This is a genomic window from Brachybacterium sp. AG952, from assembly GCF_004362645.1.
In the GTDB taxonomy this organism is placed as follows: Bacteria; Actinomycetota; Actinomycetes; order Actinomycetales; family Dermabacteraceae; genus Brachybacterium; species Brachybacterium conglomeratum.
Window position 1 is genome coordinate 88,761 of the sequence record NZ_SNXV01000003.1, and the last position, 18,819, is coordinate 107,579.

Annotated in this window: 14 protein-coding genes and 1 pseudogene; 12 read left to right on the plus strand and 3 right to left on the minus strand. The window is 71.6% G+C overall.

The window, feature by feature from the left end; genetic code table 11:
* Position 1 precedes the first annotated feature (1 nt).
* Positions 2 to 832, minus strand: coding sequence for a 3-methyl-2-oxobutanoate hydroxymethyltransferase (gene panB / locus DEU31_RS08670; protein WP_010551638.1), 831 nt, complete (start codon positions 830 to 832; stop codon positions 2 to 4).
* A 156-nt stretch (positions 833 to 988) separates the two neighbouring features.
* Between panB and DEU31_RS08675 the strand changes: the two genes are divergently transcribed.
* The 12 genes and pseudogenes from DEU31_RS08675 (at position 989) to DEU31_RS08730 (ending at position 14,229) form a co-directional block, all read left to right on the plus strand.
* Positions 989 to 1,516, plus strand: coding sequence for a hypothetical protein (locus tag DEU31_RS08675; RefSeq protein ID WP_133676834.1), 528 nt, complete (start codon positions 989 to 991; stop codon positions 1,514 to 1,516).
* Positions 1,517 to 1,637: 121 nt separating this feature from the next.
* Positions 1,638 to 2,309 carry a hypothetical protein gene (locus DEU31_RS08680; RefSeq protein WP_133676835.1) on the plus strand — a complete coding sequence of 224 codons (672 nt, stop codon included), beginning with the start codon at positions 1,638 to 1,640 and terminating at the stop codon, positions 2,307 to 2,309.
* Between the two features lie 128 nt (positions 2,310 to 2,437).
* The gene (locus DEU31_RS08685; RefSeq protein ID WP_010551635.1) at positions 2,438 to 3,775 is read left to right on the plus strand and encodes a glutamine synthetase family protein; all 1,338 of its coding nucleotides are present in this window, start codon (positions 2,438 to 2,440) and stop codon (positions 3,773 to 3,775) included.
* Between the two features lie 10 nt (positions 3,776 to 3,785).
* On the plus strand, positions 3,786 to 6,989 hold the full coding sequence (locus tag DEU31_RS08690; RefSeq protein WP_133676836.1) for a bifunctional [glutamine synthetase] adenylyltransferase/[glutamine synthetase]-adenylyl-L-tyrosine phosphorylase: 3,204 nt from the start codon (positions 3,786 to 3,788) through the stop codon (positions 6,987 to 6,989).
* A gap of 139 nt (positions 6,990 to 7,128) precedes the next feature.
* Positions 7,129 to 8,046 (plus strand): PD-(D/E)XK nuclease family protein, encoded by a 918-nt coding sequence (locus DEU31_RS08695; protein WP_010551633.1) that lies wholly within the window; start codon positions 7,129 to 7,131, stop codon positions 8,044 to 8,046.
* Positions 8,047 to 8,219: 173 nt separating this feature from the next.
* The gene (locus DEU31_RS08700) at positions 8,220 to 8,966 is read left to right on the plus strand and encodes a TetR family transcriptional regulator (RefSeq protein ID WP_243733787.1); all 747 of its coding nucleotides are present in this window, start codon (positions 8,220 to 8,222) and stop codon (positions 8,964 to 8,966) included.
* Positions 8,963 to 9,886 carry an ABC transporter ATP-binding protein gene (locus DEU31_RS08705; protein ID WP_133676838.1) on the plus strand — a complete coding sequence of 308 codons (924 nt, stop codon included), beginning with the start codon at positions 8,963 to 8,965 and terminating at the stop codon, positions 9,884 to 9,886. The genes DEU31_RS08700 and DEU31_RS08705 overlap by 4 nt, the downstream gene beginning before the upstream one ends.
* A complete protein-coding gene (locus DEU31_RS08710; RefSeq protein WP_133676839.1) occupies positions 9,883 to 11,529 on the plus strand; it encodes a polyketide antibiotic transporter in 1,647 nt (548 codons plus the stop codon). Before DEU31_RS08705 ends, DEU31_RS08710 begins: the two co-directional genes overlap by 4 nt.
* A 96-nt stretch (positions 11,530 to 11,625) precedes the next feature.
* Positions 11,626 to 11,967, plus strand: coding sequence for a YciI family protein (locus DEU31_RS08715; RefSeq protein WP_133676840.1), 342 nt, complete (start codon positions 11,626 to 11,628; stop codon positions 11,965 to 11,967).
* Positions 11,968 to 12,042: 75 nt separating this feature from the next.
* Positions 12,043 to 13,080 (plus strand): annotated as a pseudogene (locus DEU31_RS08720) (ScyD/ScyE family protein); the annotation flags it as partial.
* 229 nt (positions 13,081 to 13,309) lie between these two features.
* Positions 13,310 to 13,969 (plus strand): hypothetical protein, encoded by a 660-nt coding sequence (locus DEU31_RS08725; protein ID WP_133676842.1) that lies wholly within the window; start codon positions 13,310 to 13,312, stop codon positions 13,967 to 13,969.
* Complete coding sequence (locus DEU31_RS08730; RefSeq protein ID WP_133676843.1) at positions 13,966 to 14,229, plus strand: hypothetical protein; 264 nt, start codon at positions 13,966 to 13,968, stop codon at positions 14,227 to 14,229. Before DEU31_RS08725 ends, DEU31_RS08730 begins: the two co-directional genes overlap by 4 nt.
* A 369-nt stretch (positions 14,230 to 14,598) precedes the next feature.
* On the opposite strand, the gene DEU31_RS08735 is transcribed toward DEU31_RS08730, so the two are convergent.
* Complete coding sequence (locus tag DEU31_RS08735; RefSeq protein ID WP_133676844.1) at positions 14,599 to 15,231, minus strand: hypothetical protein; 633 nt, start codon at positions 15,229 to 15,231, stop codon at positions 14,599 to 14,601.
* Between the two features lie 98 nt (positions 15,232 to 15,329).
* Positions 15,330 to 18,752 (minus strand): phage tail tape measure protein, encoded by a 3,423-nt coding sequence (locus DEU31_RS08740; RefSeq protein WP_133676845.1) that lies wholly within the window; start codon positions 18,750 to 18,752, stop codon positions 15,330 to 15,332.
* Positions 18,753 to 18,819 lie beyond the last annotated feature (67 nt).

The following is an 18,819-nucleotide window of genomic DNA, read 5'->3' on the forward strand; positions in this document are numbered from 1 at the left end:
GTCAGTCGAAGGAGTGCTCGGCACCCGGGTAGCTGCGCTCCTCGACCTCGGTGCGATAGGCGGTCGCGGCGCCGAGCAGCTCGCCGCGCAGGTCCGCGAAGGCCTTGACGAACTTCCCCCGGAAGCCGGACAGGCCCGCCATGTCCTGCCACACGAGCACCTGGCCGTCGCAGCCGGCCCCGGCGCCGATCCCGATCGTGGGCACCCGCAGCGCGGCGGTGACCTCGGCGGCGACGCGGGCCGGCACGAGCTCGAGCACCATCGCGCTGACCCCGGCCTCCTGGATCGCGAGCGCGTCGGCGAGCATCTTCTTCGCCGCCTGCTCGTCGCGGCCCTGGACCCGGTGCCCGGAGTGGGCGTTGACGGACTGGGGCGTGAAGCCGAGGTGCCCGATCACGGGGATGCCCGCGGCGACGAGCGCCTCGATCTGGGGGACGACCTCGGCGCCGCCCTCGAGCTTGACCGCCTCGGCGCCCGCGCGCACCAGCTCGATGCCGTGCAGCACCGCATCCCGCGGCCCGGTCTCGTAGGTGCCGAAGGCGAGGTCGGCGACGATCAGCGGGCGGGTGACGCTGCGGGCGACGGCCGCGGTGAACACGAGCATGTCGGCATGCGTGGTCGAGGTGGTCGAGGAGTGGCCGAGCACGGTGGTGCCCACGGAGTCGCCGATCAGCAGGGTCTCGATCCCGGCCTCCTCGAAGACGCGGGCGGAGAACTGGTCGTAGGCGGTCAGCATCGCGAAGGGGCGGCCCTGCTCCTTGGCCTGCTGGAGGTGGCGCAGCCGGATCTTCGCCGGAGCGGCAGGGACGGCGGCGGGGGACTCAGTGCTCACAGCGGGCTCCTGGACGGGGACGGGGATCCGGCGCTCCAGCCTAGCGCCGTCCGCGTCGCCCCGGGGCAACCGGTTCCCGCCGGTCAGGTGCGGTGCGGGCCCGGCATGTGCCACCCTTGGAGCGTCGTGCGCAGACGTCGCCGAGAAGAGGTCACCATGGAACCGCATCCCCTGCGCGGCCCCGTCCGTCGGATCGCCGCCTGTGCCTCCGCCCTCGCTCTCGTGCTCGGCGCCGCCGCCTGCACCGGCGGGGACGACGAGCAGCCCGCCCCGGAGACCCCCAGCGCGTCGCCGAGCTTCTCGGCCGACGCCGCCCCGGAGGCGAGCGACGGCGGCGCGGTCACCGAGGCGGACCTCGCCGCGGCGACCGACCGCTTCCTCGGCTTCCTCGGTGTGATCGACGATCAGGACTGGGAGGCCGCGTGCGGCTACGTGCTCGACCCGGGCACCGGCGCCGCCCCCGAGGGTGAGCGCCTGCAGCAGTGCGCCGACGGGGCGCGGGGCGCCATGGCGGACTACGAGGAGATGCTGGAGCCGGGCGTGTTCGACCAGCTGGACGCCTCGATGGTCCAGGCCGAGCCCGCCGACGACGGCACCATCTCGCTGAGCCTGCTCGAGCAGCCCGTGGAGGTCCCGATGACCCGCGGCGACGACGGGCAGTGGTACCTCTCGATCCCGTTCTGATCCCTGCCTCGCTGGCTGCGGTCACGGGAATGGGGAGTTCTCCCCAGCGACAGCGGCGCCCTTCCCGTGTCACTCTTCTCTGGTCAGGGGAACGGCCCCGACATTGAGGGGGGACAGGACCATGAACTCGATCATGCGCAAGACCGTCAGGGGAACGGCCACCGGGCTGGGCGCCCTCGCGCTCATCGCAGGGGCGTCGGCCTGCGGCGCGATCGGTGATCTCGCAGGCGGAGGCGAGGGAGGCGACGACCCCTCGGCCGAGAAGCCCGCCGAGGAGGGCGAGGAGTCCGAGGGCGGGGAGTCCGAGGGCAGCGAGTCCGAGGGCGAGGATGCCGAGGGCGCCGGGAGCGAGGGCGCCGAGGGTTCCGAGAGCGAGGGCTCCGAGGGTGAGTCCGAGTCGACCGAGGGCGATGACGCCCCCGGCGGCGCCGAGGGCGAGCCCGTCTCCGAGGAGGACCTCACCGCCGCGGGGGACCAGGCCTTCGAGTTCGTCAAGGCCGCCGCCACCGGGGACGCCGAGACCGCGTGCTCGCTGGCCATGGACCCCACCACCGGAAGCGGCATGTCCGGTTCGAACCTGGAGTCCTGCGTCGCGGGCTTCGAGGAGAGCGCAGAGGAGGCGGGCACGGAGTTCGATCCGTCGGTCGCCGATGCCCTCGACCGCTCGATGGTGGAGACCAGCGACAACGGCGACGGCACGGCGGCCGTCAGCCTCGGGGGCGTGGACGCCGGGTTCGCGATGGTGCAGGGCGAGGACGGCAAGTGGTGCGTCGACTCCGCCGGGCTGATCTGAGCAGTTCGGATCCGCGTCCAGCGACGCACCCGTCATGCGCCCCGGCCTCCCGCAGGAGGCCGGGGCGCATGCCGTCCGAGGGCGCGCAGAGCCCGCGCCGGGCCGGGGACCTGAGGCAGACTGGCCCCATGGGACATCTCCATGACGACGTCATCCGCACCGTCTCCGACAAGGACGTGCGGTTCATCCGGCTGTGGTTCAGCGACATCGCGGGGACGCTGAAGTCGATCGCAATCTCGCCGGCGGACCTCGAGATCGCCTTCACCGAGGGCATCGGCATCGACGGCTCCACGATCGAGGGCCTCACCCGCAGCTACGAGTCCGACATGATCCTGCGCCCGGACCCCGCGACCTTCGAGCTGCTGGCCTGGCGCGGCGAGACCAACGCGACCGGCCGCATGATGTGCGACGTCCTCACCCCCGACGGCGAACCGGCGGCCTCCGACCCGCGCCGCGTGCTGAAGGACGCCCTCGCCCGCGCGGAGGAGAAGGGCCTGGAGTTCTACACACACCCCGAGATCGAGTTCTACCTCTTCGAGCAGCCCTACGAGGAGGGCTCCCCGCTGCGGCCGGTGGACCAGGCCGGCTACTTCGACCACGTCCACCGCGGCCAGGGCCAGGACTTCCGCCGCTCCGCCATCCAGCACCTGGAGGCGATGAACATCCAGGTCGAGTTCTCCCACCACGAGAACGGTCCGGGCCAGAACGAGATCGACCTGCGCTACGCCGACGCCCTCACCACGGCTGACAACATCGTCACCCTCCGCACCGTGGTCAAGGAGGTCGCGCTGTCGCTGGGGCAGGTCGCCTCCTTCATGCCCAAGCCGATGATCGACCAGCCCGGCTCCGGCATGCACACCCACCTCTCACTCTTCCAGGGCGGGAAGAACGCCTTCCACGAGCCGGGCGCCGAGTACGGCCTCTCCCGCACCGGCCGCCAGTTCATCGCCGGGCTGCTGCGCCACGCCCCGGAGTACGTGGCGGTGACGAACCAGTGGGTGAACTCCTACAAGCGTCTGTGGGGCGCGCAGGAGGCGCCGAGCTACATCTGCTGGGGGCACAACAACCGCTCCGCGCTGGTGCGCGTCCCCTTCCACAAGCCCACCAAGACCACCTCCTCCCGGGTCGAGTTCCGGGGACTGGACTCCTCGGCGAACCCCTATCTCGCCTTCGCGGTGCTGCTCGCGGCCGGGATGGCCGGGGTCGAGGGCGGCTACGAGCTGCCCGAGGGCGCGGAGGACGCGGTCTGGGAGCTCACCGAGCGGGAGCGCCGCGCCATGGGCATCGAGCCGCTGCCCACCGACCTGTTCCGCGCCCTGGAGGTCTTCGAGGGCTCCGAGCTGATGGCGGACACGCTCGGCGAGCAGGTCTTCGAGTACTTCCTCCGCGACAAGCGCGAGGAGTGGCAGCGCTATCGCGAGCAGGTGACCGACCACGAGCTGCGCTCGACCTTCAGCCGGGTCTGACGGGGACGCCGTGAACGCCGCGACACCGCCCGAGGAGCACGGCTCCCCGGAGCAGGAAGCACCGACCGCACCGACTGCGCCGTCGTCCGAGCCCGCACCGCCCGAGCAGTCCGGTGCGAGCGAGGAGCCGGCGACCACCACCGGCGCCCTCGCCCGCCTCGGCTTCAGCCGCACCGACCGCGTCAGCCGCTTCCTCTCCGAACCGGCGCTGCGAGGTCTCGGCGATGGGGCCGCGGAGGCCCTCGGCGCGACGGCCGACGGGGACGACGCCGTCCTCGGCCTGCTGCGCCTGGCGGAGTCCGCCCGGGAGGCCGGACAGGACGCCCTGCTCGAGGAGTTCCTCGCCGGGGTGGGCACCGCCGGCACCCCGGGGCACCGGCTGATCCGCCTGCTCGGCGTCTCGGTCGCGCTCGGCGACGTGCTCGCCCGCCACCCCGAGCGGCTCGAGCTCCTGCGCGAGGGGGACGACGAGCTCGCGGTCCCCGCCGCCGCCGTGCGCGAGGCGCTGCTGGAGGCCGTCGGCGCCGATCCGGCGGCCGAGGTGCCCGTGGCGGGCTCCGGCGGCCGCGAGGAGCGCGACGCGCTGCGTGCCGCCTACCACCTGCGCCTGGCCCAGATCGCCGCGGCCGACGCCGTCGCCGCCGACCCCGCCGCCCTCCAGCCCCGCGTCTCCGCCGCGATCAGCGACCTCGCCGATGCCGCCCTCGAGGCGGCCTCCACGATCGCCCGTGCCACCGTCGAGGGGCACGAGCAGGTGCGCTGGTCCGTCATCGCGATGGGCAAGACCGGCGCGCGGGAGCTCAACTACATCTCCGACGTCGACGTCATGCACGTCGTCGCCCCCGCGCACGAGGACTGCGACGAGGAGGACGTGATCACGATCGGGGCCGCGCTGGCGAGGGAGCTCGCCCGCGCCTGCTCCGAGCGCACCGCCGAGGGCTCGCTGTGGCAGGTGGACGCGAACCTGCGCCCCGAGGGCAAGGACGGCCCGCTGGTGCGCACCCTGGACTCCTACCGCCGCTACTACACCGAATGGGCGAAGTCCTGGGAGTTCCAGGCGCTGCTGAAGGCCCGCGCCGCCGCCGGCGACCGTGACCTCGGCGCCGCCTACGAGGAGATGGTCGAGCCGTGGGTGTGGCAGGCCTCGACCCGCGAGGGCTTCGTCGAGGACACCCGGGCGATGCGCCGCCGCGTCGTCGCCCACATCCCTCGCGCCGAGGTGGACCGCAACATCAAGCTCGGCCCCGGCGGACTGCGGGACGTCGAGTTCACCGTCCAGCTGCTGCAGATGGTGCACGGCCGCGCCGACGAGCAGCTCCAGGGCCGCTCCACCCTCGACTCCCTCGCCCGGCTCGGCGAGGGCGGCTACATCTCCCGCACCCACGTCGCCGAGATGGACGAGGCCTACCGCTTCCTGCGCTGCGTCGAGCACCGCCTCCAGCTGCACCGCCTGCGCCGCACCCAGGTGCTGCCCACCGCCGCCTCGGACCTGCGCCGCCTCTCCCGCAGTCTGGGCCTCGGCCCCGACGAGTTCGCGAAGCGCTACCAGCGCACCCGGCGACGCGTCCGCCAGCTGCACGAGGAGATCTTCTACCGACCGCTGCTGCTGACCGCCTCGCAGCTGTCCGACGGGGAGATCGCGCTGAGCGCCGAGGACGCCCAGGCGCGCCTGGCCGCGATCGGCTATCGCGACCCCGGCCGGGCGCTCGCGCACATCTCCTCCCTCACCGAGGGGATCTCCCGTCGCGCCAGGATCCAGCGCCAGCTGCTCCCGGCGATGCTCGAATGGTTCGCCGACGGGATCGACCCGGACCTGGGACTGCTCGCCTTCCGCCGCCTCTCCGACGAGATCGGCTCCGCCCACTGGTACATGGGGCTGCTGCGCGACTCCGGTCTCGCCGCCAAGCGGCTGACGAAGGTGCTGGCCGCGAGCAGGTACGTCGGCGAGGAGCTCGAGCGGATCCCGGAGGCGGTGCGCTGGCTCGCCCGCGACGAGCAGCTGCGCCCCCTGACCCGCGACGTGCTGGGCCGGGAGTTCCTCGCCGTGATCACCCGCGTGGACACCGTCGAGGAGGCACGGGACGTGCTGCGTCGAACCCGCAGCCGTGAGCTGCTGCGGATCGCGCTCGCCCATCTCACGGACGTCGCCTCCGCCGCGGAGGTCGCCCATGCCCTCACCGACCTCGCCGAGGCGGTGCTCGAGGCCGGGCTGCTGGTCGCCTATCACGTCGTGGCCCGCGAGCGGAAGGTGGTCGGCGAGGAGGCCGAGCCGCTGGACGGCGTCGACGAGGTCGACGAGACCACCGCGCAGGAGCTGCGCGAGCGACGCTCGGATCCCGCGCGGGCACTCGGCGTGGAGCTGGCGATCATCGCCCAGGGCAGCTTCGGTGCCCGGGAGATGGGCTACTCCTCCGACGCGGACGTGCAGTTCATCGCCGTGGACCGCGGCGCCGGCGACGACACCGTCGAGATCACGAACGCCGTCGCGACCCAGATCCAGAAGATCCTCAACGCCCCCGTCGCCCGCTCCGACATGAAGGTCAGCGCCGACCTGCGCCCCGAGGGCAAGGTCGGCCCGCTCACCCGCACCGCCGAGTCCTGGATCGACTACCTCCGCCGGGACGCCGAGACCTGGGAGAAGCAGGCGCTGCTGCGGGCCCGCGTGGTCGTCTCCTCCGAGGCCCTCGGCGAGCGGCTGACCGAGGAGATGGACCGCCACCGCTATCCCGACGGCGGTCTGGAGGAGCAGGGCCGTCGGGCGATCACGCGCATGAAGGCGCGGGTGGAGTCCGAGCGCCTTCCCCGCAACGCCGACCCCGCCCGGCATCTCAAGCTCGGACGCGGCGGGATGACCGACGTCGAATGGTGCACACAGCTTCTCGCCCTCGAGCACGGCCACGCGGTCGAGGGCCTGCGCACCACCTCGACACTCGCCCAGCTCGAGGCCGCGGTCGCCGCCGAGCTGCTCGAGGGGCGCGAGGCCGAGGAGCTGCGGGCCGCCTGGACGCTCGCCTGGCAGCTGCGGCGCGGGCTGTTCCTGTGGAAGGGGCGCGAGGGGGAGGTGCTCCCCAGCGACCGGAACGACCTGCGGGCCCTGGCCCTGCTCATCGACGGCGAGGACGCGACCGCGGCGGAGCTCGAGGACCGCTATCTCAAGGTCACCCGCCGCTCCCGCACCCTCGCCGAGCAGATCATCTTCGGCGAGGACGGCTGAGCCGACCCGCCGACGTGAGACGCGCCCGCCCCCGGCGCGTCGGCCCCTCCCCGGACAGGCCTGGGGCGGCCGAGCGCGTACCGTGGGAGGCTGTCCGCCCGCGTCGCCCCGCGCGACCCCCGCACCCCTCCGAGGACCGATGACCACCCCCTCCCTGAGCGCAGACACCCCGCGCGGCCGCATGTACCGCCTCGAGCCCGAGGGCCCGCTGATGTACCCCTCGATCACCACCGTGGCGGGGATGCGCGCCAAGGACTTCCTGCAGGGCTGGTACGCGACCATGGCCTCGAAGCGGGCGCTGGACATGTACGCCTGGCTCGAGCGGAACCCGGATCGCGCCGCGTCGGAGATCTCCCGCGTCACCCGCGACCGCTGGGGCACCCAGAAGAAGATCGCCGCGGCCGCACCGGAGTACACCGCCGCCGCCTCGGACTTCGGCACCCTGGTCCACTCCGCCTGCGAGGACTGGGGCACCAGCGGCACACGGCCCGACGCCGACCACATCGGCGGGATCATCGAGCGGATGCGCACCGGCTCCGGCGCCTTCGCGACGGAGAAGGACCTCCGCGGCCTCGTCGCCCGCGCCGAGGTGCGACTGGACGGCTACGCCCGCTTCCTCGACGACTTCCAGCCCGAGTTCGTGGAGGTCGAGCAGACGGTCGTGAACCACTCCGTCGGCTACGCCGGCACCACCGATGCGATCGTGAGGATCGGGAACACGCTGCTCAGCGCCGACATCAAGACCTCGAAGAAGGTGCGCGGCGACTACGCGCTGCAGGGGGTGGCCGTGTGCCGTGCCGAGCTGCTGCTCGACGACGACGGCTCCACCCGCGAGATGCCGGAGCTGACCGGAGCGTTCATCATCCACCTCCCCGAGGCGGGCGGCTACCAGGCCGTGCCGCTGAGGACGGGGGAGGAGGAGTTCGAGGTGTTCCGGGCGCTGCGCGCGGCATGGTCGTTCGAGCCCGACGAGTGCGCGCTCGAGCCCGCCGCCGACCCCAAGGGCCTCGTGCTCTCGCTGCTGCGCACCAAGGGCGGGCTCGACGCCCTGGGCTGAGCACTTCACGCCCTCCGACTCCGCGCGCCGGTCCCTTCGGGGCCGGCGCGTTCGCATCTCCGGGCGAAGAGCCCCTTGCCCCGCATTGAACACACGTATAGCGTGTTGAACGTCAGTTCAATGCAGGGCCTGCGCGCTCCCGCGGAGCGGGCCTGATGCCCGAGGAGAGCCGCATGGCAGAGTCCGCCCCCGCCGACGAGCGAATCCTCCAGGCCGCGATGCGACGCTTCGCCGTCGACGGCCTGGGCGCCCCGCTGCGCGCCGTCGCACAGGACGCCGGGGTCAGCGCGGGCCTGATCATCCACCACTTCGGCTCGCGCGAGAAGCTCCTCGAGGCCTGCGACCGGCGCGTGCTCGAGGTGACGGTGGAGCAGAAGCGCACCGCGCTCTTCGGCGGGGCCGGGGCGATGCTCGCCCAGATGGCCGCCGTCGAGGAGTTCGCGCCTGCGGCGGGCTACGTGCTGCGACGGCTCCAGGCCGGAGGCCCGCTCGCCGAGCGGCTGATCGAGGAGTTCGTCCGCAGTGCGGCCGGCTACGTCGAGGAGGGCGTCGAGGCCGGGGTGATCAGCCCCAGCCGCTTCCCGGAGGCCCGGGCGCGAGCGCTCGTGCACATGGCGCTGGGCTCGCTCGTCCTCCAGCTGCCCGGACAGCACGCGCCGATGGACCTCGAGGAGCTGCCGAGCTGGATCCGCGAGTACACCGACTCCCTGATGCTCCCCCTGCTGGAGCTCTACACGACACCGCTGCTGACCGATTCGACCCTGCTGGACACCTATCTCGCCGGGCACGAGGCGGGGGACGCCGACGGCGCGGCCGAGGCCTCCGCCGGGCCCGGCAGCCCCGGCTCGTCCTGCTCGGAGGACGTCTCACCCGGCGGCTCCGACGACACCGATCCGCATACCGACAGGAGCACCGCATGACCTCCGACGACGCGGCAGTCCACGTCCGCGACCTCACCAAGACCTTCGGCGCCACGAGGGCGCTGGACGGCTTCGACCTCACCGTGCCCCACGGCGAGGTGACCGGCTTCCTCGGCCCCAACGGCGCGGGCAAGTCCACCACCATCCGCGTGCTGCTGGGCCTGCTGAGGGCGAGCTCCGGGACGGCCCGCGTCCTCGGCAAGGACCCCTGGAGGGACGCCGTCGCGATCCACCACCGCCTCGCCTACGTCCCCGGCGACACGAACCTCTGGCCCGGCCTGACCGGCGGGGAGGCGATCGACGTGCTCACCCGCGGCGAGAGCGGGGAGCGCCACCGCCGCCGACGCGAGGAGCTGATCGAGCGCTTCGAGCTCGACCCCACCAAGCGCGCCCGCACCTACTCCAAGGGCAACCGCCAGAAGGTCGCGCTCGTCGCCGCGCTCTCCCGCGACGTGGACCTCTACATCATGGACGAGCCGACCTCCGGCCTCGATCCGCTGATGGAGGCGATCTTCACCGACGAGGTCGCCCGCCTGCGCGCCGACGGCCGCACGGTGCTGCTCTCCAGCCACATCCTCGCCGAGGTCGAGAAGCTCTGCGACACCGTCACCATCATCCGCGCCGGGAAGGCGGTGGAGTCCGGCACCCTCGCCGAGCTGCGCCACCTCACCCGCTCCACCGTCGCCGCGACGACCGACGCCGATCCTGCGCCGCTCACCCGGCTCGACGGGGTCCACGACCTCGTCGCCGAGAACGGGCGGCTCCGCTTCGACGTCGACGACCGGGCGCTGCACGACGTGCTCCCCGTGCTCACGGCCCTCGGCGTCACCGGGCTCACGATCACCCCGCCCTCCCTCGAGGACCTCTTCCTGCGCCACTACGGCGACGAGCTCGAGCCTGTGACCGAGGACGCGTCATGACCGCCGCGACCGCCGCCCCCACCCATCGCGGGCAGCGCCGCGCGGTCGGCCCGCTCACCGGGCTGCGCTCCCTGCTCCGCCTCCACCTCCGCCTCGCCCGGCGAGGCATCCTGATCTGGACCCTGGCCGTGCTCGTGCTCGTGCCCGCCTCGATCTACGCGATGGAGGACGTCTACCCCGATCAGGCCGCGCTCGACGCCCGCGCGACGCTGCTGGACAACCCCTCGGCCGTGATGATGACCGGCCCGTTCTTCGCCGCCGACCACTACACCTTCTGGGCCATGGTCGCCAACGAGCTGCTGCTCTACCTGCTCGTCCCGGCCGCGATCATGTCGATCCTGCTCACCGCCCGCCTCACCCGCGGCGAGGAGGAGTCCGGACGGCTCGAGCTGCTGCGCTCCCTGCCCACCGGCCGCCTCGCCCCGTCGGTCTCCGCCCTGCTGGTGGTGGCGCTGGCGAACCTCGCCCTCGGCGCCGCGGTGGCCTCTGGGATGCTGATCGGCGGGAGAGGGACGGCGGACTCGCTGGCGCTCGGGCTCGCGACCGCCCTGACAGGACTGGTCTTCGGCGCGGTCACCGCGGTCACCGCCCAGCTCACCGAGCACGCCAGCACCGCCTCCGGCACGGCGCTGGGGATCCTGGCGCTCTCCTTCATGGTGCGCGGCATCGGCGACGTGATCGAACGTGACGGCTCGTGGCTGTCCTGGTTCTCGCCGCTCGCCTGGGCGCAGCAGATGCGCGCTTTCGTGGACCTGCGCTGGTGGCCCCTGCTCGTCTCCCTCGCCGCCGTCACCGTGCTGCTGGTGATCGCCGGCCGGCTCTCGCACCGCCGCGACCTGGGGGCCGGTCTCCGCCCTGCCGCCGCCGGACGCGCCGCCGCTTCGGCCGCGCTGCTCGCCCCGGGCGGCCTCACCCGGCGGCTGGTCGGCGGGACCCATCTGGCCTGGGGCATCGGACTGTTCCTCTTCGCGCTCGCCTTCGGCTCCCTCGCCAGCTCGCTCAACGACTTCGCGGAGAACCTCCCGGACCTGGCCGGCATGGCCCCGATCCGGCTCGACGACCTCACCGGCTCGTTCTCCGCCTTCGTGCTGATGATGCTCGCGATCGGCCCGGTCGCCCTCGCCGTCTCCGGGATGCTCCGGATGCGCACCGAGGAGACCGCGGGACGCCTCGCCGGCGTGCTCGTCGCCGGCACCTCCCGGGCGCGCCTGGCCGGACAGTGGTTCCTGGTCGTGCTCCTGGGCACCGCCGCGATGCAGGTGCTGCTCGGCCTCGGCGTCGGGATCGGCGTATGGAGCGCGACCGAGGACACGGCCTGGATCGGCGAGATGACCCTCGCGGCGCTCACCTATCTCCCCGCCGTCGCGCTGTATGCGGCGATCGCGCTCGCCCTCTACGGGCTCGGGTCCCGCCTCGCCCCTCTCCCCTGGCTGCTCGTGGTGTACACCGCGCTGGTCACCTTCCTCGGTCAGATGCTGGGCCTGCCGGACTGGGCCATGGACCTCTCGCTCCTGCAGCACATGGCCCTCGTGCCCTCCGAGGATCTCGAGGTGATGCCGCTCGTCGTGATGGGCGTCACCGCCGCGGCGCTGGCCCTGCTCGGGCTCGCTCTGCTGCGCCGCCGGGACCTCGCCGCCGGCTGAGGGCGGGTGGTCGTCGGGGTGGCGGCGCCTGCTCCGGGCGAGGAGACTCGGGGGTGAGCCCCGCGACGGCGCGGAGGCCGACGAGAGGAGCCGACCATGGCGAAGTACCTGATCTCCTTCCCCAGCAGCGCGATGAACCTGTCCGACGAGGAGCTCGCCGCCGCGTCCGAGGACTCCCATGCCGTGGTCCGCGAGGCGAAGGCCGCCGGGGTGTGGGTCTTCGGCGGCGGGATCGACGAGTCCGTGCCCCCGGTGATGGTCACCGGCAGCGGCAGTGTGCTGGAGACCACCTACGAGCAGACCCGCCGCATCGAGGGCGGGTACTCCGTGCTCGACGTCGCCACCCGTGAGGAGGCCCTGGAATGGGCACGCCGGATCGCCGTCGCGTGCCGCTGCGCCCAGGAGGTGCGGGTCTTCGGGGACGACCCGGAGAGCTGAGCCGGGGGAGCGGGCCCGGCCGCCGAAAACCGTCATGAGCAGAAGTGCAGGTAGACGACAAGTGACGGCCCGCGCTCCCTCGCCGTCGGCCACAGCGGCACGATCACCGTCACCCAGGCGTTCGCCGGGGCCGTGACCCAGGTCGACCGACGGGGCGAGCAGACCCTCCGCTACCAGGTCCCCGATCCTGCCGGCGGAGGGATCTCCGGCGCCGCCGACGGCCGTCACGGCGCCACCTACCACCTCGAGTCCGCCGTCGGGCCGACCGGCCCCGAGAGCCACGTGATCCGCGCGGACCGCGACGGCACCCGCACCGTCGTCAGCGACGACCTCTGGGCACACGAGAAGGAGGACAACCCCGACGAAGCGCAGACCTACGGCTTCTCGGGACTGGACGACCAGTGCGTCGCCGAGGTCGCAGCGCTCGAGCAGTCGATCCCGCCCGGACCCGAGGGCGGCCCGATCCTGCTGAACGAGTACCCCGGCATCATCGAGTCCAACGCCTATCAGCTCACCGTCGACCACGGCACCGCCTATGTCGCCGATGCGGCGGCCAACGTGATCCTCGCCGTCGACCTGCGCAGCGGCGAGATCTCCACTCTCGCCGTCATCCCCGGCAGCGCCGTGACCTTCACCGAGGAGCACAAGGCGCACGTCGACGGCATGCTCGGCGGCGCCACGCTGCCGGACTGCGTGGTCGGCGCGTCGTACACGCCCGAGCCCGTCCCGACCGATGTCGAGGTCGGGAAGGACGGCAGGCTCTACGTCTCCACGCTGCAGGGAGCACTCGGCGAGGCCTTCCCGCTCAGCACCGTCTACAAGGTCAGCCCCCGCTCCGGACACACCCGGACGGTCGCCGACCGCGGCATGCAGGGGACGACGGGCCTCGCCGTCGCCCCGAACGGCGACATCCTCGTCGCCGAGATGTTCGGCGACGAAATCTCCACGATCTCGCCCGGCCGCACGAAGGCCCGCACCCTCTTCGAGGTCGACGCCCCGGCCGACGTGGAGTTCGAACGGGGCACGGTCTACGCCACCACCGGTGTGTTCGACGAGGACGGCGCCCCCGGCAACGGCGCCGTCGTCTCGTACCAGTACCGCTCCGGCCGTTGAGGCCGCGCCGGGCTCCCATGCGGAGACCCCCGACTCGCCGGTTGGCGGGACGGGGGTCTCGTGGAGTGGAAGCGCTGTCGGCTCAGATGTCGTAGTGCAGCTGATAGGCACTCTGACCAGCAAGGATGATGCGGCGTGCACCTACCGTGCTCTAGGGGACGAAGAAAGCCCACCCGGTGAACCACCACCGGATGGGCAGACGGACACCTCTGAGAGACAGGCACCCGCCATGACACAGGCTACCGCCCCCACCACCGCACACCACGTCGCCACCATCGACCTCGGAGCACGCGGCACCGCCGACGTGTGGATCCGCGAGGCCGGCATGATCGACATCGACATGCCCACCCGCAACGGCGGCACCTACACCCTCGGCGGAGACCCCATCTCCACCGACAACACCGCTGAACGCCTCGAGGCAGGCGACTTCCGCGGCTTCGGCGACCTCACCCCCGAGCAGGCGACCGCCCTCGCGACCGCGCTGCGCGCCGGGATCACCGCCGAGGCAGGCGCCACGGTCCCCGCCGAGCGCGCTGAGCGCCGCGGCCCGTGCCCCTCCTGGTGCGAGGACCGAGACCAGCCCGACCACTGGACCCACCCCGGCACCACCTGGCAGGCACTCCACACCCGCCGCTTCGGCACCGTCACCGTCTACCTCCCGCAGGAACTCCACGACGACGGCGAGCGATGGGTCGGACGCTGCGAGGTCACCCTCGCCCACCCCGAGGGCTCGCAGCAGATGGACGGCGAGACGATCCTGTACGTCGGCCAGGCGGGCAAGGTCGCCGACGACCTCACCCTCGCCGCGGCGTTCGCGACCCGCCTCGAGCTGCACATCGCCGCGCAGGTCGCACAGGGCATCGTCACCACCGACGAGGTGACCCGATGAGCGTCGCCCACAGCCCCCGCGCGACCGAGGCGGCACGCGCCGCGAACCTCGCCCGCACCGCGGCACGCCTTGAGGATCTGGACTTCCTGATCCGCACCGGCGAGGACCCCACGAACGCGCTCGCCCGAATCGGCTGGACTCCCGCCGCCGCGCAGCGCGCCGCACACCGGCACGGGCGCCGCGACCTCGCTCAGGCCGTGGGCCCCGCCCTGTACGCGCACCGGGTCGCGACCGGGCAGCGGGTCCTCGTCCGCGCCTGAGAGCTCTACGCCGCCCGCAGAGGCTACCCGCAGTCCGGGTACCCCTGTGGACGGTCTAGGGCGGCTCAGGCCCTCCCGCGTGCCTTCACGGCTTCCCACGCGGCCCCGATGCATCCGGGGCAGAACAGGCAAGCACGGCTAGAGAACAATCCACCAGAACCGCCCGGAGCCGGGGCGGCGTAGCCCACGCGGACCATGGGCACGAGGGGCGGCGAAGCGGTCTACCGATCCGGTAGGGCGCTACTCGTCGTGTCACCAGCGGTAGACGGAGCGGGGGCCGTGGGAGATTTCCGGGGTGGGGACCAAGCTTCTGGGGGCCGCAGGCCCCCCGCTATGCGTAGCCCCGGGGCCCCGCGAGCCAGAAGACGATCATCCCGGCGGGAAGAGGAAGACCAGCACCGCGAACACCGCAGCCACCGATGCGGCGACCGCGCTCACCACACCGAGCCCGATCGTCCAGCGTCCGGTCTTCTGCCCATCGGCGCGCAGGTTCCCCACCTCAGCGGTCGTAGCCTGCGCCGCCTTGCTCGTAGCCTTCTGCTCAGCCTTCATCTCCGCCATGTGACCAGCGATGGACTCGAGCGCCCTCACTTCCGCCTCCCGCTGGGCCCGCTCTTCCTCCTTCGCCTCCGCGAGCGAGTCCCATAGCTCCTCATCGACCTGCGGCGGCTCGATGAGAGACGTCGACATGCGCTCACGCAGCGAATCCTCAGCATCCTGTCGCCACTGCGACGTCATCGACTCGAGCGCCGTCTCTCGGACCTTCCGCACAGCCTCCGAAAGGTCAGGCATCAGCCGTGCCGCGGCGCGCTGGGCATCCGCCGACACGCTCACGTTCACCTGGTGAGCGGCATCGAACCGTGCGAGCTCATCGGCACTGAACGCCTCACGCCCCTCCGCCTTGATCCGCTCAGCCATCCGCCGGTACTCCTCCATCGTCATTTCGCCCAGGGCCCAGTCGCCATCCCCAGCATCCTCGGGCCCCACCTCGTCATCAGCCATGCCGTGAGGGTAGAACATCACCGACCGAGGGGGCGTTCCGGTCACGACCACCGACTACGCGGGGAGGTCCCGAGCCGCAGATGCTCACAGGCTCCTCCTCATCGGGCAAGGGTGGGGACGGAGTCACGGATCTCGTGCCGCATCACGGCGCGGGACTCCTGCGCGACCTGGTAGGCGTTCAGGCCAACAGCGTTGATCTCAACGGACCGAAGGCCACCGCCGCCCGCCTGGCCTCCCAGGGATGCGGCGATCTCGGCGCGCGTGGCGCCCGCGTTGATCGCCGCGAGCGTCGCGTTGTGCTGCGCGGAGGAGATCGGGTTGATGACCCATTCCCCGCCGGCGAGGGGCTGGTCTAGCCACCTGCCGGTCGCAGCGCCCTTGAGGGGCCACAGGACGTTGTCGATCCCCGGCCCCGGGTAGGGGGCGGGGACCATCCCGTAGCCGTCGCCGACGGTCCCGCCAGAGGCGAGGCCGGAAGCGATCCGGCCACCGTTCGCGTAGGCGAGCTGCGCCCGGGTGCCACCGCCCGGACCGTTCGTGCGCACCGTGATCGTGCTGGTGCGGTTCCTCGCGAGCCAGTTCAGCTGGTTCTCTGCCGACCACGTCGCCGCATCAGCGGTGATCCGCGAGGACCGGTTCCGGGCCGTGTGGTTGATGTCGGAGTTCGCGCTCGAGGTGTTCGCGTCGACGCCGATCGTGCCCGTCGTCCCGTCGATCTGCCGCTTGACCTCGCCGGTCTTGAGCTGGGCGGGGACCTTGTTCCCGTCGATGTCGACGATGCCACCACTGTTGTTGATGTGGTCGGTCAGCTGCAACAGCGCCGCCTCCGCGTTCACGGGAGTGCCGTTGATGTCGACGTACCCGCCACCCTCGTTGATCTCAGCCACCAGCGCATCCAGCGCCTGCTGGCCGTTCATCGTCTCGCCGTTGACGGTGACAGAGCCACCAGACTCATTGATCGCAGACTGGAACTGCCGCAACTGCTCGTTGCCGTAGTACGTGTTCGCGTCGACGATCACTGTCGCCGGCACATCACCGACCTGCGACCCGAATACGTGGACCTCTTCCTCAGCAGCGGAAGTGTCCGCCCCGACCGGGACGTCCGCGGGCTTGTCACCGACGACGCCACGGAACTCCTGCACATCACCCTCCGCAGGGGTGGTGTCAGCACCGACCGGCATCTCGGGCGGATGGTAGCCCTGCTCCTCCCAGAAGCGGGTCATCTCCGCCTGGGCGGGGCCCGTGTTCGCGGTGACGTCGAACTCGGTCACACCTTCGCTGATCTGCCGCTTCACCTCCGAAGCAGCTTCCTCGGCGGGCACCGTGATGCCGTTGATGGTCAGGAACCCGTTCGACTCGGCGACCAGCTCGATCAGGCTGTTCATGGCCTCTTCGCCGCCGGTCGTGTCGCCGTTGATGCTGATCTCAGCGCCAGGCATGTCGTCGACCGCCGCAACGAAACCGTCGAGGTCCTGGACCATTGCGTTGATCGCGTCGTTCAGCTGTGCCTGCATCTCGACGGGGCCGGCGAAGTTGAGGAACTTCTGTTCTGCCTCGTCGATCGCGGGGAGAGCGTTGTCGCGGATCGTGTTGGCCATGTCGTCGGAGTTGTCAGCGAACGTCTGCATGTCGTCGGCGGTGTCCTGGATGTCCTGCCCGAGGGCGGCGAGCTCGAGGTCACCGGTCGCGAGACCGATCGCCTCCACACCGAACCCGATCCCGCCGATGATCTCGTTCACGCCACCAGCGAGGTCGCCGAGCACCTCGATGGTCTGGGCGCCGAACTCGACCGCGGCGCGGGCGATGTCGAAGAACGCCTCACCGATGTCGATGAGGAACCCGACGATGTCCGCGGAGTGCTCGGAGATGTACGCGGATGCGTTCGCGATGGGTTCCTCGAGCGCGACGGCGAGACCTCCGAGGAGGTTCTGCGCCGCGTTGGTGACGGTCCGCTTCGCGGACTCGAGCGCGGTCGCGGAGTTGTCCGACATGCGCTTCATCGCGTCTTCGGTCGTGTCGCCGACGTTGACCCACGAGTCCCCGAGGTTGTCGAGGTCCATCGCGAGGACGCCGGCACCGTCTCCCATGTCCTCCCACATCGGCCCGAACAGAGCCACCCCCGCGAGCGTCTGAGCCGCGGGGTCCTCCATCGCCCGCAGCGCGTCGAGGACCGTGTCGAGTCCCTCCCGGGCAGAGTCCCCACCCGCAGCGATCTTCGCCCCCATGTCCTCGCCACCGAGCCCGATCGCCTCGAACGCCTCCGCAGTCGACTTCGAACCGTCCTGCGCCCGGATCCCGAACTCCTTCAGCGCATCCGCGGCGACATCCGAGTTCCGTGCGCCTTCCTCCATGGCCTGGGAGATGAGACCGAGGGACTCCGCGCCGTCGAGGCCGAGCACGTCAAACTGGCTCGAGTACTCCCTCAGCGTGTCGAGGAGATCCTCCGACCTGTTCAACCCCTGCTGCTGGCCAGTGATGATGACGTCGAACGCTTCCTCCGCGTTCGCGGCGAGACCGTTCTTGATCATGTTGCCGGCGGCTTCGGCGGCCTCGGTGACGTCGACGTCGAGGATCTCGGACACGGCGGTCAGCTGCTCGATCACGGCCTGGATGTCGCGGCCCGTCGAATCGGGGAGGATCAGCGCGTTCTCGAGCGCGGCCGTGGCCGTGCCCATGTTCGCCTCGATGCTGTCGCCCCACGCGTTGGTGTAGGCGAGACCGGCGGCGGCACCGAACTTCCGTGCCGTGCCCTCGTCGAGCCCGGTGCGGGCGCCGAACACGTCCTGCTGCCGCACGGACTCGAGCACCGCACCGACCACGCCGGAGGCGACGTACCCGCCGACAGCGGCGACGAGCCCGGAGATCGCGCCCACCACGGGGGTGGAGTTCAGGCCGGCGAGGAGGGACCGGCCGGCGCGGGCGCCGGCATCATCCCCAGCGTCTTCGGCGGCGTCGCCGAGCCCCTCGAGGGACTCCTCCGCCGCATCAGCATCGACGACGACCTGCATCTCGGCCTTCTCACCACGCAGGGCATCGAGCTTCGCCTCCGCCTGGTCCAGGTCCGAGCGCGCCTGATCGATGTCCGCCTGAACGGTCACCTCAGACCGCAGGCCCTCCATGTCGCTGATCCGGTTCCGGAGACCCTCGAGCTGTCCCTCTGCCCGCGCAGTCTCGGCGTCCACCTCCGGCGACGCCTCCATGCCCGACAGATCCTCGAGTCGCTGTTCGACCGCCTTCGCCTGCGCCTCAGCCTGGTCGATGTCCATGACCACGACCGGCTCAGCGTTGAACGCCTCGAGCGTCTCGAGCTCCCGCTGCAGGCGCCGCACCTCATCCTCCGCAGACTCGATGTCCACATCGATCTGCGGCTTGATCTGCGCGTCACCAGCCTCGTCGAGAAACTTGGTCAGCTTGTCCGCCGACCCGCCCGTCTTCTCAAGCTCCCGCGCCAGATCACGGAGCCGCTGCTGTGCCCGCGCGACGTCCGCCTCATAGATCGTCCGCACTGTCTGAGTCGCCATTCCCTACACCTTCCGCTCCCTTGAAAAACTCTCGGATACCACCCCCATCCTACCGGTTTAGAGCAAA

What these genes read in the sequence shown, in the direction of transcription:
- DEU31_RS08675 (WP_133676834.1), top strand. Translation starts at nt 989, where the DNA reads ATGGAACCGCATCCCCTGCGCGGCCCCGTCCGTCGGATCGCCGCCTGT.
- DEU31_RS08680 (WP_133676835.1), top strand. Translation starts at nt 1,638, where the DNA reads ATGAACTCGATCATGCGCAAGACCGTCAGGGGAACGGCCACCGGGCTG.
- DEU31_RS08685 (WP_010551635.1), top strand. Translation starts at nt 2,438, where the DNA reads ATGGGACATCTCCATGACGACGTCATCCGCACCGTCTCCGACAAGGAC.
- DEU31_RS08695 (WP_010551633.1), top strand. Translation starts at nt 7,129, where the DNA reads ATGACCACCCCCTCCCTGAGCGCAGACACCCCGCGCGGCCGCATGTAC.
- DEU31_RS08700 (WP_243733787.1), top strand. Translation starts at nt 8,220, where the DNA reads ATGGCAGAGTCCGCCCCCGCCGACGAGCGAATCCTCCAGGCCGCGATG.
- DEU31_RS08705 (WP_133676838.1), top strand. Translation starts at nt 8,963, where the DNA reads ATGACCTCCGACGACGCGGCAGTCCACGTCCGCGACCTCACCAAGACC.
- DEU31_RS08710 (WP_133676839.1), top strand. Translation starts at nt 9,883, where the DNA reads ATGACCGCCGCGACCGCCGCCCCCACCCATCGCGGGCAGCGCCGCGCG.
- DEU31_RS08715 (WP_133676840.1), top strand. Translation starts at nt 11,626, where the DNA reads ATGGCGAAGTACCTGATCTCCTTCCCCAGCAGCGCGATGAACCTGTCC.
- DEU31_RS08725 (WP_133676842.1), top strand. Translation starts at nt 13,310, where the DNA reads ATGACACAGGCTACCGCCCCCACCACCGCACACCACGTCGCCACCATC.
- DEU31_RS08730 (WP_133676843.1), top strand. Translation starts at nt 13,966, where the DNA reads ATGAGCGTCGCCCACAGCCCCCGCGCGACCGAGGCGGCACGCGCCGCG.
- DEU31_RS08735 (WP_133676844.1), bottom strand. Translation starts at nt 15,231, where the DNA reads ATGGCTGATGACGAGGTGGGGCCCGAGGATGCTGGGGATGGCGACTGG.
- DEU31_RS08740 (WP_133676845.1), bottom strand. Translation starts at nt 18,752, where the DNA reads ATGGCGACTCAGACAGTGCGGACGATCTATGAGGCGGACGTCGCGCGG.